17 protein-coding genes are annotated in these 16,501 nt (G+C 39.3%); 10 read left to right on the top strand and 7 right to left on the bottom strand.

Annotated elements, in window-relative coordinates; all coding sequences use genetic code 11:
* Positions 1 to 4: 4 nt before the first annotated feature.
* Positions 5 to 550: an RNA polymerase sigma factor gene (locus A8B79_RS06640; protein WP_066219830.1), complete on the bottom strand. Its 546-nt coding sequence runs from the start codon at positions 548 to 550 to the stop codon at positions 5 to 7.
* Positions 551 to 1,675: 1,125 nt separating this feature from the next.
* A complete protein-coding gene (locus tag A8B79_RS06635; RefSeq protein ID WP_082894086.1) occupies positions 1,676 to 4,018 on the bottom strand; it encodes a TonB-dependent receptor in 2,343 nt (780 codons plus the stop codon).
* Between the two features lie 180 nt (positions 4,019 to 4,198).
* Between A8B79_RS06635 and A8B79_RS16325 the strand changes: the two genes are divergently transcribed.
* Positions 4,199 to 4,333: a hypothetical protein gene (locus tag A8B79_RS16325; protein WP_268872932.1), complete on the top strand. Its 135-nt coding sequence runs from the start codon at positions 4,199 to 4,201 to the stop codon at positions 4,331 to 4,333.
* A gap of 718 nt (positions 4,334 to 5,051) precedes the next feature.
* Here the strand turns inward: A8B79_RS16325 and A8B79_RS06630 are convergent.
* Positions 5,052 to 6,179: a helix-turn-helix domain-containing protein gene (locus tag A8B79_RS06630; RefSeq protein WP_153038372.1), complete on the bottom strand. Its 1,128-nt coding sequence runs from the start codon at positions 6,177 to 6,179 to the stop codon at positions 5,052 to 5,054.
* Between the two features lie 412 nt (positions 6,180 to 6,591).
* Here A8B79_RS06630 and A8B79_RS16285 point away from each other — a divergent pair, with 412 nt between their 5' ends.
* The 8 genes from A8B79_RS16285 to A8B79_RS06595 all read left to right on the top strand — a co-directional run bounded on the left by A8B79_RS16285 (position 6,592) and on the right by A8B79_RS06595 (position 12,288).
* Positions 6,592 to 6,744, top strand: a complete 153-nt coding sequence (locus A8B79_RS16285; protein ID WP_235603607.1) for a hypothetical protein — start codon at positions 6,592 to 6,594, stop codon at positions 6,742 to 6,744.
* A 630-nt stretch (positions 6,745 to 7,374) separates the two neighbouring features.
* Positions 7,375 to 7,956, top strand: coding sequence for a YdeI/OmpD-associated family protein (locus A8B79_RS06625; RefSeq protein WP_066219825.1), 582 nt, complete (start codon positions 7,375 to 7,377; stop codon positions 7,954 to 7,956).
* A gap of 333 nt (positions 7,957 to 8,289) precedes the next feature.
* Positions 8,290 to 8,502 (top strand): hypothetical protein, encoded by a 213-nt coding sequence (locus A8B79_RS06620; RefSeq protein WP_066219822.1) that lies wholly within the window; start codon positions 8,290 to 8,292, stop codon positions 8,500 to 8,502.
* 1 nt (position 8,503) lies between these two features.
* A complete protein-coding gene (locus tag A8B79_RS06615) occupies positions 8,504 to 10,282 on the top strand; it encodes an ATP-dependent nuclease (protein ID WP_066219820.1) in 1,779 nt (592 codons plus the stop codon).
* Entirely contained in the window at positions 10,269 to 10,643 is a 375-nt protein-coding gene (locus A8B79_RS06610; RefSeq protein WP_066219817.1) for a hypothetical protein, read from the top strand. Before A8B79_RS06615 ends, A8B79_RS06610 begins: the two co-directional genes overlap by 14 nt.
* A gap of 212 nt (positions 10,644 to 10,855) precedes the next feature.
* Positions 10,856 to 11,668, top strand: coding sequence for a crotonase/enoyl-CoA hydratase family protein (locus tag A8B79_RS06605; protein WP_066219814.1), 813 nt, complete (start codon positions 10,856 to 10,858; stop codon positions 11,666 to 11,668).
* Between the two features lie 97 nt (positions 11,669 to 11,765).
* On the top strand, positions 11,766 to 12,008 hold the full coding sequence (locus A8B79_RS06600; protein ID WP_066219811.1) for a ribbon-helix-helix domain-containing protein: 243 nt from the start codon (positions 11,766 to 11,768) through the stop codon (positions 12,006 to 12,008).
* Positions 12,001 to 12,288, top strand: a complete 288-nt coding sequence (locus A8B79_RS06595; protein WP_066219808.1) for a type II toxin-antitoxin system RelE/ParE family toxin — start codon at positions 12,001 to 12,003, stop codon at positions 12,286 to 12,288. The genes A8B79_RS06600 and A8B79_RS06595 overlap by 8 nt, the downstream gene beginning before the upstream one ends.
* Positions 12,289 to 12,309: 21 nt before the next feature.
* Here A8B79_RS06595 and A8B79_RS06590 read toward each other — a convergent pair whose 3' ends face one another.
* Both A8B79_RS06590 and A8B79_RS06585 read right to left on the bottom strand, forming a co-directional pair.
* Positions 12,310 to 13,023, bottom strand: coding sequence for an SDR family NAD(P)-dependent oxidoreductase (locus A8B79_RS06590; RefSeq protein WP_066219805.1), 714 nt, complete (start codon positions 13,021 to 13,023; stop codon positions 12,310 to 12,312).
* Positions 13,023 to 13,667, bottom strand: a complete 645-nt coding sequence (locus tag A8B79_RS06585; protein ID WP_066219799.1) for a 7-carboxy-7-deazaguanine synthase QueE — start codon at positions 13,665 to 13,667, stop codon at positions 13,023 to 13,025. Before A8B79_RS06585 ends, A8B79_RS06590 begins: the two co-directional genes overlap by 1 nt.
* 1,238 nt (positions 13,668 to 14,905) lie before the next feature.
* Here A8B79_RS06585 and A8B79_RS16140 point away from each other — a divergent pair.
* Complete coding sequence (locus A8B79_RS16140) at positions 14,906 to 15,223, top strand: hypothetical protein (RefSeq protein ID WP_066219794.1); 318 nt, start codon at positions 14,906 to 14,908, stop codon at positions 15,221 to 15,223.
* Between the two features lie 178 nt (positions 15,224 to 15,401).
* Here A8B79_RS16140 and A8B79_RS06575 read toward each other — a convergent pair whose 3' ends face one another.
* Together A8B79_RS06575 and A8B79_RS06570 are read right to left on the bottom strand one after the other, a co-directional pair.
* Positions 15,402 to 15,791: a 6-pyruvoyl trahydropterin synthase family protein gene (locus tag A8B79_RS06575; RefSeq protein ID WP_066219791.1), complete on the bottom strand. Its 390-nt coding sequence runs from the start codon at positions 15,789 to 15,791 to the stop codon at positions 15,402 to 15,404.
* Positions 15,792 to 15,878: 87 nt separating this feature from the next.
* Positions 15,879 to 16,487, bottom strand: coding sequence for a redoxin domain-containing protein (locus A8B79_RS06570; RefSeq protein ID WP_066219923.1), 609 nt, complete (start codon positions 16,485 to 16,487; stop codon positions 15,879 to 15,881).
* Positions 16,488 to 16,501 lie beyond the last annotated feature (14 nt).

Here is a 16,501-nt window from a genome sequence, read left to right as displayed (position 1 = left end):
TAGTTTATTTTATGGTTTTCTTTAAATATTCTCTGGCGCTGAATAATCTTGATTTTACCGTTCCTGATGAGATTCCCAGCACATTTGATATCTCTTTTATGCTCAAATTCTCCACGTAAAATAGTTCCAGAACGATTCGCTGAGCATCTGACAGCAAATTCATACTCTTTCTCAATTCGTTGATCCTGGAATACCTGGAATTGCTTTCTTCCATTTTAACACTTGAAGAGTTTTCCTGCTCTGAATCTTGCTTTCGATTTCTATCTCTTTGTTGCTGACGGATCCAGTCAATGGATTTATTGCGAGCGATGTTTAGTGCCCACGCTTCAAATCCAACCTGAAATTTTACTTCTTCCAATTTCGTAATGATCGTATACCAACAATCCTGACTGATATCTTGAACCGATTCCTTATTTCTGGTATGATAATAGATCTTGGATCTCAACTGAGGATTAAACCTCCTGATCAACTCTTTTAAAGCCTCACTATCTCCGGATTGATACTCCCGGGCAAGTGACTCATTCAGAATATGATTTGATCTGTTATTCATCTCACAGGAATAGTCGTTCAAAAAAGGGAAAGGTTCATATTTATTTTGAGGACAGGAGAAAACTAACTTATGTCATTTCTGTGGATCTCGGGTAATTCGTTGATAGATGTTATTAAACAAATTAATGGGTCATCCTCAGAAATAAGAAGGGAGAAAAATCAAGTACATAAGCTAGCAAGGGCTTCAGCCCTGCGGCTTTGTGGACGAGGAATTTAATTACTAAGAGAAGCCGGTCGGACTGAAGTCCTCACTAGTAAACTTAATTGGGAGTGTTGGTGGTACCATAGATATTCAGGTACACCAGCCAGGGATTTATCCCGCAGCTACTAAAGGTAGGTAATTACATAAACCGCAGAACCTGAAGGATCTGCTTGTTTAAAAATCATATAACAAAACTTAAGCTAGTAGGGCGTTCACGCCCGGCGGTTATTTACAACCTGCGCTGATGACATTCGATCTTGGTCATCTCGCGGCGTATGCCCGAGAACCGGATAGTTTTAGGAGATTATGGTTGTGTCGTATACAAAAACCAGAAACGAACCCCGCAAAGATCCTGAAACAAGTTCAGGATGACCCCAAAATTGAAAGTCCCTAGAAATAAACTCGTTCATAAGCTAGCAAGGGCTTCAGCCCTGCGGTTTTGCGGACGAGGAATTTAATTACTAAGAGAAGCCGGTCGGACTGAAGTCCTCACTAGTAAACTTGATTGGGAGTGTTGGTGGTACCATAGATATAGTCAGGTACACAAGACAGGGATTTATCCCGCAGCGACTAAAGGTAGGCTCCTGCAACAGGAGGAGGACTCGTTGATAAAATATAGAATCAACCCGGAAATTCCTCTCCTTAACCAAGGAGGGGCGAACTACTCAGAACCCAAGAATTTGTTTAGGAATTGGGGAGGTCCTGTTCCGACGCAGAGCATCGGAACCAGATTAAAATTAAGATAAATGAGGTTGTGTAAACGTTGATCGGTATGCCGGATATAACAACCAGAAACGAACCCCACAAAGATCCTGAAGCAATACTGAATCAAGTTCAGCACATGGTTCAGGATGACCCTGTTCAACAACCAAAATCCATCTGACGGATTACCCGTCTGATGGATTGGAGTAGGAATCCCCTTTTTCAAAACTCAATTTTCCAGCTTAGTAAAGGCAATACTAATCCTTCTTTAATAAGATCTACTTCTTCCGTTTTGAAGTTATAATCGAATCTTGGATCCTTGGCTCCCAATAAGTTTTTGATCTGAAGTGCCCATAATGTCGAGTAGTTTTGTTTGTTCGTACGGTACGTAACTGAAAGATCAACAATGTAATGCGTATCAAACTGTTGCGAAAATGCTCTGGTTTCATCGAGTACCACTTCTTCGGCATTCATCGATGCCGATTGAAGCACCGGACTGTAACGCTCTCCGCCAGTTATACTTCCGCGAACATTCAATCCCAGCAGATTTTGTCCTTCTCTTAAACTGAATTCTTTCCCGAAAAGAACATTCGCTGCTATTTTCTGATCAAATCTACCATTTCTCCAGATTCCATCTCCGCCTTTGTATTTGTTTGAATAAAAAGTACCGGTCAGCAAGTAATAATATCCTTTACTCATAAATCGCTCTACCGTTAATTCTATTCCGTAATTCTCTCCTTTTCCTTTATTTATCAGAGCGTCCGTAAAAGTAAAATCATGCACATAATTCAGCATCGAAAAACTACTGTCTGCGATTACCGGAACATCAAACATATTTTGCCAAAATCCCTCGATCTTAATTCGATACACCTCTCCGATTCCCTGATCTACAGAAGCAACCAAATGATGAGCTTTACTTGTTTTAAGGTTTTTATTCGGAAAATTCGCCTGCGGTTGCACAAAATAAACATCCAATTCTTCGATCTGACTGTGTAATCCATAGCCAATATTTAATGCGGTTTCAGGTAATACTTGCCAACTGATTGCAGCTCTGGGTTCCAAAACAAATTCATCATTTACAGAAAACCACTGTCCGTGCAAACCACCTAAGATCGAAAGTCGCGGAGAGACATTGAATTCTGATTGATGATACATCTGATACAACTGTGCCTGATCTTTTTGCCGGATCAAACTTTGATAAGGAGATGAGTTATCGGGTTTTCCAGCCAGATCAAAATTGAAGTAAAGCTGTTGTAATTCTACTCCTGTACGTGTGGTTATTCTTTTACCAAACCCTTGATTCAGAAAAGTTTTAAAAGCCAACCGACTTGTATTGTCATCAATATTCAGATAAGGATTCAGATTCGAATTATCATCAAAACGTTCTTCTGAATATTCAGTGGAATTACCTGATAAAGCCAGAGTGCTTTTCAGATATCCTTTGTTGTTTACGGTGAAGCTATGTGAAACTCCCACGGCTCCTATTCCCAGATCAATTCGATTTTCTGTGAAATCGCTGAAAGCATATTTCCACTTGTTTGAATCTGTTTTAGCTTCCATCGTTTGAAGGTCCAAACCTCCGATTCCCCAAAACTCAAAACGGCCACTATTTTGGGTTGGCACATCAATTTTGAAAGACAGATCCTGATATTGGATTCGCCCCTCAACAGGCAGCAATGGTTGTAACAGCGTTAAAGTGGAAAACCGGTAATTGAACAAATAGGTTGCAGAGCCATTCTTTTTTATAGGACCTCCGGAACTTGCCTCCAGTCCGTTTATTCCGATTTGAACAGCGTGCTCGCTTTTGTTTCTGTTTCCTGATCTGAAGTTAATATCAAACACACCGGAAAGCGCATTCCCATATTCTGAAGGAAAAGCACCGGTAAAAAAATCCGAATTCGAAAGTAGCTGGGCACTGAATAATGTCAATCCCCCTCCCCCCGCTACCGAAAGGCCTGCAAAATGATTTGGATTCGGGATCTCAATTCCTTCCAATCTCCATTGCACACTTTTGGGTGCATTTCCACGAATCGAAATAGCATTGTTCTGAACGCCTCCGGTGGAATTTACTCCCGGAAAAACGGTCACTAATCTGCTCGGATCGTCTAATCCGCCTGCATAACGTTGGGTTTCTTCTACAGTGAATTGTTTCACACTTACTTTGGCAAAATCATTGATGGGTTTGTCTTTCTGAATAGTAGCAACGACCTCAATGGCTTCTCCTTCAAATACAGATTCTTCCATTTCAATATTAAGAACCGTTTGTTTACCTGAGCTGACCAGAATATTTCGCAATATCACCGTTTCAAATCCCAGATAGCTGAACTTGATATCATGCCTGCCCAACGGGACATTCTTCAATACAAAATTCCCATGTTCATCTGTGGATGTTCCGATTAGAGGTTCCTGATCCAGAACTAAAACATTTACTCCGATAAGAGTTTCCTGAGTCAACCTGTCCATAACTACCCCCGTGATTTCCTGAGTTTGAGGTGGTGTCGATTGTTGGGCAAATACTGAAAATGAAAGTCCGGTCAGGATCAAAAACAGTGAAAGTTTTTTCATGAATATATTTTATGCGGTTAATTGATTCGCACAAAAATACCTTCATATATCACCTTAAGCGTCCACACCGTTGGGATTGGACTTCTTTTTTGCAGATTACGCTGTCCTTGTGGAGATTGTGAATTGGTAATGCCTTTGAGCTCGGTCATCTCGCGGCGTATGCCCGAGATCTGGATTTATATGAAGACTACACTCTTGATAACGATCGGATTCCTGACCGCTAAGCAGAAAAGACCTCCTCTGTCTCCTCCTGCAACAAGAGGAGAACTCGCTGATAAAATTAGAATCAACTCGGGAATTCCCCTCCTTATCTAAGGAGGGGCGAACTACTCAGAACTCATCAATTTGTTTCGGAGTTGGGGAGGTCCGTTTCTTGCTCAACAACAAAAATAAAAAAAGGACGTCATCTCGCGGCGTATGCCCGAAATCTGGATAGTTTTAGAGGATTATGTTTGTGATAACGATCCAGATTCCTGCCTTCGCAGGAATGACCGTAAAGCGGGGTGATGGAGGTTGTGTCAGCGTTGATTGGAATGTCGGATATAACAACTAGCAATAAACCTCACAAAGAACCTGAAACAATAAGGAAGGAAAGCCTCGTGCATAAGCTAGCAAGGGCTTCAGCCCTGCGGTTTTGTGGACGAGGAATTTAATTACGAAGAGAATTCGGTCGGACTGAAGTCCTCTCTAGAGAACTTAATACTGAATATTGGTAGTGATTTAGATCTACTCAGGTACACCAGCCAAGGATTTATCCCGCAGCAATTAAAGGACGGCAAAAACACAAACCGCAGAACCTGAAGGATCTGCTTGTTTAATATCCTTTAAAATGATCTGTGTCCTCAGCAAACAAAATCCGTCAGCCATGCAAAGCCCGATGGACGGAGAACTAGCTATCCATCATTCCGTTGAAAACGAGGTGATGGTAGTCGTAACAGCGTTGATTGGAGTGTCGGATATAACAACCAGAATTAAACCTCACAAAGATCCTGATCCGCCAGCTGGCGGACAGGATGACTCTACCTCTTCTATCTTAACCCTCAAGAGACTTTTTATACTGCGACGGTGTTAATCCTGTATGTTTTTTGAAAACCGAGTTAAACGATGATTTAGAATTAAAACCCGATTCTAATCCAATTCCCAATAACGTATAATTTTGAAATTCAGGATCTTTGATCGCTTGTTTTACGTTTTCTACCCGATAGCTATTTACGAAATCGTAGAAACTGGCATCGGCAAATGTATTGATCACTTCCGTTAAATTGTGGGTGGAAATATTGATCAGCCCTGCAAGTTCGGCTAAACTGAGATCGCTGCGTAAATATGGTTTTTCCTTTTCCATCAATGTGCAAAGCTCCTGATGGAATTCTTTCCCTTGTTCTTCATTTAATCCGGAACGGGTGTAACTTTCCTGTCGTGGTTTCTCCTCTTTGGTAACTTGCTTCTCTTCCCTTCCGATCGGAGTAAAAAACTCAGCCTGTTTTAATCCCATATAACCGATGCTGTACACAAAAATGGTAGAAGCGAGAAGTGTGAAATCGGTGTACTCGCTAAGTATGTCACTGAATGAACTTATCGTGTATAAAACTCCTGCTGTAATTCCGAGCAGCGTTCCTGCCAGTACAAAACCCTGCAACCAATCCAGGTTTCGTTTCTCTAATGTGGAATAATTCGCTCTGATCTTTTTTCTGTACTGATACAGATCCCTGATTATAAAAGGTAAATAAGTAAGACTGTACACTACTTTGAAATGAGTGATCCATTCACTTCCGTACTGCAATTCTCCGGTTTCGCTAAGCAGACTTAGTTTGGTTTTCCCTGATTTAAAATAAAACGGAAGGAAATACAGAGTTAAAAGGATAAACGGGATGAAATGCTTTTTCTGAGCAAGAGTGAGTCGCTCATTTCCTTTTATTAATGTTACAGAATAAAGATAGAGCAACGGGCCGTACAGTAAAGTAATTGAGAAATCCAGACCGATCACATGAGGATAGTTGTGATGCAAACCTACACTCAGCAAAGCCGCCATAGCCAGGTCGATTGTAAAAACCAGCATTAATCCAGCCAGAATCCGGTTCGAAAGTTGATTCACTTTTTTCGAAACCAGCAGAAAAGTAAGCATCAATCCGTGAACTGCTCCCAGAAAAAATATTACACTCATGTAAATTGCACCAAATAATTCGATCTCATAAATGAAAGATAACACTTATGAGATAATGAGGAAGCGGGTATTAAATTTTCGGAGGTAGATTCCTGCAACAGAAAGAAGACGAGGAATTTAATTACTAATAAAAGCCGGACGGACTGAAGTCCTCTCTAGCGAACTTAATACTGAATGTTGGTGGTGATTTATATTTACTCAAGTTAACTAGCCAGGATTTTAATCCGCAGCGATTGAAGGTGGGTAAATCGCAAACCGCCGGCCCTGAAAGATCTGCTCGTTTAAAAATCACATAACAAAATTTATGCTAGTAGGGCGTTCACGCCCGGCGATTATTTACAACCTTCGTTGATGACAATCGATCTTGGTCATCTCGCGGCGTATGCCCGAGATCTGGATCTTTTTGAGGATTATGCTAGTGATAACGATCCAGATTCCTGCCCTGCCTACGCCGCAGGCAGGCTTCGCAGGAATGACTTATGAGATAGTGTCAGCCTTGATGGTTGTGTCGTATACAAAAACCAGATTTGAACCCCACGAAGATCCTGAAACAAGTTCAGGATGACCTACTTATGTGATTATGAATTTGTTAAAGAAGGTTCTGGCATAAAATAACTACCATCAAAAAAATACAATCAAATCCGACCTTTAGAATTATTGGCGATCCAAGAACGCAATGAAATCGACGGCTCCGAAGGAGCAATCATTACACTTCTGGCTGATTCGTGAATATGTTCAGTTAGAACGAAGACCTTTTGTAATGATTAGTCGATGTAATGGAGTTCGCACCAATAATTCTTGTCGGGAGCTTTTGGTACTTTTGGCGGTACAAAAGTACACTGAGCCAAAAACTGCTTCTTAGCAAGAGAAATTCGTTTCCGGCGCAGAGCATCGGAACCAGATTAAAATCAAGATAAAGGAGGTTGTGTCAGCGTTGATCGATGTGTTGGATATAACAACCAAAAACAAACCCCGCAAAGATCCTGAAACAAGTTCAGGATGACCCCAAATTGAAAATATTGAGAAATGGGCTCGTACATAAGCTAGCAAGGGCTTCAGCACTGCGGTTGTAAGGATAAAAATGAATCTTTGGCTAATACTTCCGTTTCGAAAGATCAACGATTATTTTTACTATATATCAGGTTCTCAGACCCGCGGAACGTAAAATCCCAATGCTAATCAGTAAATCTACACCATGAATCCCAAGGTTGATTTCTTTTTTAATAAAAACAGTAAATGGCAGGACGAATATGAATTATTGAGAACCATTATTCTGGATTGCGGACTGACCGAAGAATTAAAATGGGGCAAACCATGCTACACCGTAAATGGGAACAATGTGGTGTTGATACACGGATTCAAAGACTATTGCGCGCTGTTGTTTCATAAAGGAGTGCTGCTGAATGATGCAGAAGATATTTTAGTACAGCAGACCAAAAATGTACAGTCGGCACGACAAATTCGCTTCACCGATGTGGAACAAATAAACGATATGATGGCGGTCTTGCGATCTTATATCTTTGAAGCGGTTGAAGTTGAAAAAGCAGGATTGGAAGTACCTATGAAAAAGACATCTGACTTCGAAATGGCAGAAGAATTCCGGGAAAGGCTGGATGCCATCCCTGAACTGAAAGAAGCTTTTGACTCGCTAACTCCCGGCCGACAAAGAGGCTACCTCCTCCACTTTTCCGGAGCTAAACAATCTAAAATCCGGGCCTCACGAGTCGAAAAATGTATTCCGGACATTCTGGAAGGCAAAGGTCTGAACGACCGCTGAATCGGAGCAAGTCAGAGCAGATTGGCAAACCGAATTTTGTACGCGATATGTTTAACCGTATTTAGAATGGTGAATTAAAAACCCGAATTCCGTACGGGCGGATCGCAATCCGCCCCGAATGGTTTTACCGCGGATGAATCCATTCCGAAATTGCAATTCCCCTGAACAACCAACCGGAAATACCCAAATAATAAGTTTTTGCTTTACTTGCTGGAATTGTTCACTTTATCCAAATTATTTTAAGAATAGAATAGATAAAAATTTAATCACCAAACTGGCATAACATGACTAGTATACATGTTATGCAATTGTTCTAGTCATAAAAATTACTAAATGAAAAAAACAATTTATTTCACCGGAACAAACAATCAAATGCAACAACTTGAAACAGCAATTAAAACTGCAACAGATAAAAGAGATGCATGGTTGTCAAGTAATAAAGATGTTATCGGAAAAATTGATTCTGAAGACATTAAGATTACCCCCTGGAGTTCGAATACTCAACATGTTATTGTAACAATCCGGTTAACTTATTATCTAAAATGATATGATATTAAAATCCGTTGAAATACATGACTTTAAGTCAATTCGTCATGAAGTTATTCCAATCAATTCAAATCAACTTTGTCTTGTTGGTAAAAATGAAAGTGGTAAATCTAGCCTAATACTTGCAACAAGTTTTTTAAATATTTTAGATACTGAACTAAATTCAAAGCTTTTGAACAAAAGCTCAAGTAATTACCCTAATGGCCTACCCTTAGTCATAGGTTCTTTTGAATTATCCAAATCGGATTATTTACAACTGGTAAACATTGCTAAACCATTTCTAAAACCTGAACAATTACCGTTTCCGAAACAATCTGACAAATGTATTCTGCAATTAAAAAGATGGGGCAATGGCTTTTCAAATATATCAATTAGCGTTCTAGAAAGAAATAAATTCGGATTCGAATTATCTAAAAACATAAATGAACTTGCAAAATTTTATAGTGAATTCTTTACTCAATTATACCCTGAGATCCAATACTATGAAAAAGAAGATTTACTCATTGAACCTTCAACAGTTGATGAATTATTAGGAAATGATAAAAAATTTGAGACATTCAGGAAATTGCTAATTATTGGCGGTTGTACAGACTTCAATGATTTAAACAATTCAGATATCAATTTTGTAACCACATATTTATCTGATATAGAAATCAAACTGAACAGGATATTTAAAAAACACTACAAGCAAGATCAAAGTATTAATATTAAAATAGCTCCAACATTTGGAGACCGCTTAAATCTAATAATTAGAGATAATTCAGGAAAGAGCTTTTCAATTAATGAACGAAGTCCAGGTTTTCAATACTATTTTTCATTTTTGGTTAACAAACTTCATTCAAAAGAGATTAATCAAGGTAGAAATACAGTAATTCTATTAGATGAGCCAGGTAATAGTCTTCACCCAAAAGGAGCTAAAGATTTACTTAATTCATTTGATGACATTTCAGAATCTTCGCAGATCTTATACACAACGCACAATCCATTTTTAGCGGTTAGAAACTGTATAGATTCATTACTATTCATAAATAAATCTGCTACTGAAGGAACAAGAATCAACAAAAAACCATTTTTAAACAAATACCAAATACTAAGAAAAGAGTTGGGTATAATGCTGAATGATAGTTTTTTAATTGGTGATATAAATTTGATTGTTGAGGGGAATACTGAGAAACTAGGGTTTCATAGAATATTCCAATTTGAAAAATATCAAGATCTTGAATGGATGAACATTTATAATGCTGATGGTGTCTCAAATATCCCACAAGCAATAAATTATCTCGGAAAAAATAATTTAAAGCTATCAGGAATAGTAATACTAGATAGTGATAAAGAAGCTGAGAGAATAAAGAAAAACAAAGCTTTTAAAAATAATATAAAAGAAACGAATTGGGAAGAGATTGAGATTAATGCTGTATTTAATGATAAAAAAGAAAGAACATTCGAAGATTTATTCCCACAACAAAACTATGTTTCTGCATTTAATGAATATTGTGAATCACTAAGTTCACTTGAAGTTTTTAACAAAAAATATGAACCTTACGAATATAAAACTGAATTAGAAACACCTATAATCAATACTTTATCAGATTACTTTAAATCTTTTTTACCCGCAAATAGTACTGCCAGTATTACTAAACAGGATGTAATTAGATATCTCTTAGATTATGTGGACAAATGTCCCGAAAAGGAACAGAACGAAATTTTATCGAACATTTTTAAACTAAGCGACAAAATTAAATCATCATTTAGCAAAATTGAAAAACATGTCGATTACTAAACATAAGATATTTAAATTAAAACTTAGCAATGATGCAAAGTTCACGATAACTAAAACGGTTGAGAAAGCAATTAATGAGTTTTTATTGGAGCCAAATACCGTTTATGTAAATCATTCCATAACGACCTTAACAGAGGATATTGAAGAGTATGACAATTTGAGAACAATCTGTCGTTATGTACTGATTAGCATTATTTATAAAGATTTAAACACAACTCCACTGGATCTAAAGTCAACATCTAAGAAAGTAAAAAATGTTGTTCACAAACAGGTTGAAACCGGAGAGGAAATTACCGAACCTGAAATAAAAACTGATATTGATAAAGAAATACACCTTCTAACAATGACTAAAAAGTCATAGATGTCTGATTAATCCGCAAATCTCTAAACTCTTCAGCTAAAAGGTCGTTCCCGCGTTTTAGTTATATAAGTAACTGACATTCATTCTTTATATCCCATCAGTATAATCTCATCCTTTCTTCATCCATTCAACAGGTGCTCACTTTGATATAAACTTGTGAGTATTGATATTAAACACTATTTCACCCTCAGCCATCCACCAAATTCATTGCAATGGAATACGATCACTTCAAGGTTGACATAGAACATAAAATAGCACGGGTTGCTTTTAATCGGCCGGAAAAGTCGAATGCGCTTAACATGGACGCCTGGCTTGAGATGCGATCAATTTTTGAAACGCTTTCAGAAACCGCTGAAGTCAGAGTGATCATTCTCTCGGGAGAAGGAAAGCACTTCTGTGCCGGAATAGATCTGGAGTTGTTAATGTCGATCGATCAATTGCGAGCTATTTCCGATCAAGACCAACGAAGTGAGAAAGCCAAAGAATTCATTCTAACCCTTCAGCAGGCCGTTACTTCCATAGAAAAATGTTCCAAACCGGTGATCGCTGCTGTCCATAACGGGTGTATCGGCGGTGGAGTAGATATTGTTGCTGCATGTGATCTGAGATATTGCACTAAAGACGCTTATTTCTGCATCAAAGAAATTGACCTGGCTATGGTTGCTGATCTGGGCACGCTTCAACGCTTACCAAAGATCATCTCCCCTTCCATCGTAGCGGAAATGGCCTACACCGGAAAGAATGTATTCGGTCCCGAAGCAAAAGAAATCCATTTAGTAATTAACTGTTTTGATACGGAAGAATTATTGCAGGAAGGTGTTATGAAAATTGCCGCAACTATTGCGGAAAAATCACCAATTTCCATTCGGGGCACAAAAAACGTATTACGACATTCAAGAGATCATTCCGTCGAAGACGGCCTTGAATATATCGCAGAGTGGAATTCCACTATGTTATTTTCTGATGATATGGCTGAAGTATTTGAAGCCATGAAAGAAAAGCGAAAACCTGATTTTAAGGATTGAAGCCTACATCGGCTTTACTTCTCCGCCCTGTGGCATAATATCGATTTCTGCAACATTTGCTTCAGATACAGTATTGGTGTAATTTTGCATCAAAAACATGGCACGTCAGAGCATTACATTTACAAGACCAAATGATGAATGGTTGAAATCTCAGGTTGAGAACGAAGAATATTCCAGTAAAAGTGAATTAGTTAACGATCTAGTGCGGCAGGCAAGAAATCAGAACGCTGAGATAAACTGGATCAGAGCAAAACTCGAAAGAGCTGAAAAAAGTGGTTTTACCACCAACACTAAAGAAGAGATACTAAACCAATCAAAATCTCAGCTGAAAAATGGCTGATTATCGGTTAAGCAATGAAGCTAAAATAGATTTAATAAGAATTCATCAGTACGGTATCAAACAGTTCGGTGTACAACAAGCCGATCTGTATTTTAAAGCTCTATTTGATTGCTTTGATAATATTTCTGAAAGACCATTCTCTTTTGAATCCGTTGATTACATCAAATCAGGATACCGACGATGTGTTTGTGGTTCGGATAGTATTTATTTCAAAATATATAATGAGAGAGTAGAAATAATGGCAGTTATTGGAAAGCAGGATTTGTCAAGCATTTTGTAATCCGAATCAATAATTAAAAGCCTACATCGGCTTTACTTCTCCGCCCTGTGGCATCATATCGATTTCTTCCACCACGCTTCTGGCGCTGAGTTCAGAAAGGGAAACGATCATTCTTCCCACATCTTCCGGATCGATCAGCTTTTCAGTTTCAATATCCACCCCTTCCCAGGAAGTGGAATAGGTTTGTCCCAGATTTATCGCCGTAACGGCAATATTGGTTTTGGCTAATTCTTTCCGCAGAGAACGCGTGTAACCCAAAAGCGCATGTTTGCTCATGGTGTATGCGCCGCTGTCTCCATAGCCTTTTTTGGAAGCCTGAGAGCAAATATTCACGATCAAGCCTCGCTCCTGTTCTTTCAACACCGGGAGCACTTGTTTTGTGATATTGAAGGTCGAAAATGTATTGAGTCGATATTGTCGGTCAAACTCTTCGGCGGTGGTATCTGCTAACTGCTTAAATAAAAATACGCCGGCATTATTTACTAAAATTCCCGGATTCAAAGATCTGAAATCAATAGCGGCAATTTCTTCTTCTGAGGTCAGGTCTGCAGAAATGGTTTCTACTTTTGATGCGCCCCAATCCAGACATTGCTGTTTCGCTTTTTCCAGATCGGAAGTGTTGCGTGCAATCAGCACTAAAGGATGATCAGTTTTTTCCGCGAACATCTTTGCTATGGAAAGACCGATTCCCTTGCTCCCTCCTGTTATCAAAACAGATGATTCTTTAAAACTCATTACGGAACCTTCAAAAACTTGTGCGTCTGCAGGCTGATTCCCCACTCAGGATGTTCTTTCACATATTCCACAATTAGCGGAATGGATTTCGGAGTGTCCCATTCCGGTTGCAGTAATAAAGTCGTTCCTTCGGGACATTTAGCTGCGTTTTCTTCTGCCCAAGCCAGATCTTTGTTGGTAAGAACTACCACTTTCAGTTCATCCACAAATTCAAAGATCTCTTCGGTCGGTTTTTTAAATCTCTTAGGCGAAAGTGTGATCCAGTCTAATTCTCCGGTCAATGGAGATGAACCGCTCGTCTCAATATGGATCTGAACGCCAAGCGAATGCAAAGCTTTTGTAAGCGGAAACAGATCGTGCATCAATGGTTCCCCACCGGTGATCACTACAAACGGAGCGCCGCTTTCTTTTACGACTTCAACCAGTTCAGAAACCTTCATTACCGGGTGACCTTCTTCTTCCCAGCTTTCCTTTACGTCGCACCACCAGCAGTTTACATCACAACCCGCCGTTCTGATGAAATAGGAAGCTCTTCCCGAATGTGCACCTTCTCCCTGTATCGTATTGAAATGCTCTACGATCGGATATTCGACGTCGAGTATCTCTTTTTCATCGCTCATTAAAGCAACCGGTTGCTTGTTCATAGTATTGAGGGAACTGTTTATAAAAACGGGATTTCATTGATCTCACAAAATACGGCTAATACTAACCAGAAGAAACCAGAGGATGGGACTAGTTGAGGTTGTGAAAGCGATGATCGGTGTGCTGGATTTCACAAATAGAAATAAACCCCACAAAGATCCTGAAACAAGTTCAGGATGACGGTTCTACTTTTATCGGCCTTAGTATTAAAACCGGTTAGTGAGCAAGAATTGTAAGCGTCCGCGAAGTGGGAATAATTCCTTCAGGTGAAGAGTGTAGAAATTTTCTCTAAAAGAACGAAGACCTTTGGAATTATTCAGCGACAATTAAGCGAGCCCGGTTTTAATACTTCGCCTTGATCTTTTGTTACTTTTGTATCAAGACAAAAGTAAGTGAGTAATTTCTCAGACCTGTTGTTACGAAGATTCATCAGACGGGTAATCCGTCAGATGAATCTTTGGAAGTTCTGCAGAGAAAATAATAAAACAGGCCATCTCGTGGCGTATGTCTGAGATACGGATCTTTTTGAAGAACTCATTCTTTGATTACGATCCGGATTCCTGCCTTCGCAGGAATGACTTTGATTGTGATTTCTAAAGTTAAAGACCTCCTCTGTCTCCTCCTGCAACAGGAGGAGGACTCGTTGATAAAATTTATAATCAATTCGGGAATTCCCCTCCTTAACCAAGGAGGGGCGAACTACTCGGAGCCTACGAATTTGATTCGGAGCCGGGGCGGTCCGTTCCTTCCACTACAACCAAAATCCGTCAGCCGTGCAAAGCCCGACAGACGGAGAAGTAGCTATCCATCATTTCGCTGAAAGCGGGGTGATGGAGGTTATTAAACATTGATTGGTGTTTCGGATAGAACAACTAGAAATATGCCCTACGAAGATTCTGAAACAAGTTCAGGATGACGGTTATACTTTTATCGGCCTTAGTATTAAAACCGGTTAGTGAGCAAGAATTGTGAGCGTCCGCGAAGTGGGAATAATTCCTTCAGGTGAAGAGTGTAGAAATTTTCTCTAAAAGAACGAAGACCTTTGGAATTATTCAGCGTCAATTAAGCGAGCCCGGTTTTAATACTTCGCCTTGATCTTTTGTTACTTTTGTATCAAGACAAAAGTAAGTGAGTAATTTCTCAGACCTGTTGTTACGAAGATACATCAGACGGGCTACATATCAGATGAATTTTTGGAAATTCTGCTAAAAAAATAATAAAACGGGTCATCTCGCGGCGTATGCCCGAGATCTGGATCTTTTTGAAGATCACACTCTTTGATAACAATCCAGATTCCTGCCTTCGCAGGAATGACTTTGATTGTGAGTTGGGGAGGTCAGGGTCCGTCGCAGAGCATCGAAACCAGATTAAAATCGAGATAATGGAAGTTGTAACAGCGTTGATTCTTGTGTTGGTTATAACAATCAGAAATAAAGCCCACAAAGATCCTGAAACAATACTGAATCAAGTTCAGCACATGGTTCAGGATGACGGTTTTTTGGAGATTTTGCAGAAAAATAAAAAAAAAAGGCTCGTACATATGCTAGCAAGGGCTTAATCCCCTGCGTTTGTATATATGAAAAAAATCCATTTGCGAGGAACGGATGTGACGACGCAATCTCCTGAATTCGATATGCTTTAGCTTTTTACGGAGATCACTTCGCATTCGCTCATGAATGTCGTTATCATCCATCAGACGGGTAATCCGTCAGATGGATAGTTAAGAAAAATGTGAGCTACTCGTTCTTATCCGTGTATTCAACCCAGCAGGTGTCTGTTTCCCACACGATTACTTTGAGATCAATCCCTGCCGGAATTCTTTTTGTGGTTTCTGTATGGATAAACTCTGCAATACGTTCTGCTGTGGTATTCGCCTCGATCAGATCGTTAAGGAAACCGTGATCAAGTCCGCCTTTATCCGCATCTTTTGCTGCCCATTTAAGTTCTTTAAAATCGCAGACCATATCATCTGTGTTCAAATAAGCAGATGGGTTTAACTTATTGGATTTCGCAGAGATCTTAACTTTATAGGAATGCCCGTGCATTCTTCCGCATTTCCCGTCATATCCTTCAATGAAGTGTGCGGCATCAAATTTAAATTCGGTATGTAGTGTCCACGTTGGCATGTAATTCCGGCAACTGTTTTAAAATATTAGCATAAAAAAAGCTCATCATCGGACGAGCCCTTCAAAAATAAGAGATTTTTAGAAGAATTACTCGTTTCGCTTTATCGGACAACCTTTTGGAGTGCTTCTTTTAACTTCAATTTCTGTACCTGAGGCTAAAGCCTGAATAGCATCTTCCAGATATTGATTTTTAACAGCTGAAGCATTGTTTGCATTATCATCTATGCTGCCTTTATAAACCAACTTCAAAGATCCATCAAACAAAAATACCTCGGGAGTTCTGGTAGCGCCGAATGCATCCGCAATTACATGGTCTTTATCTGATGCATACAAAAAATTATAAGTTTGTTTGGTTGCTCTGCGTTTCATATCACTCAATGATTCACCACGCTCTCTGATCCTTTCATTAGGATTGAGTACAAGCATTCCAATATTATTGAGTCGTGCAGTGTTTGCAGCTGCCTTTATCCTGTCTTCCCATCTTGAAACCAACGGACAGGTATTGCATGAGAACACAACTAATATTCCGTTTTGTTGTGCTGTTTGTGAAAGAGTAATTGATCGCCCGTTTATATCTTCCACACTGTGATCAAGCATGGGAGCTTCATCTCCAATACTCAATGATCTTTGTGCATTTACCTCCATTGAGGCAACAGCTAAAAGTATAAACAGCGATATGAATTTCAGCGATTTCATTTTTCTAATGATTT

The sequence above is a fragment of the Balneola sp. EhC07 genome, assembly GCF_001650905.1.
Lineage (GTDB): Bacteria > Bacteroidota > Rhodothermia > Balneolales > Balneolaceae > Balneola.
This window is presented reverse-complemented; position numbering and strand designations above follow the sequence as displayed.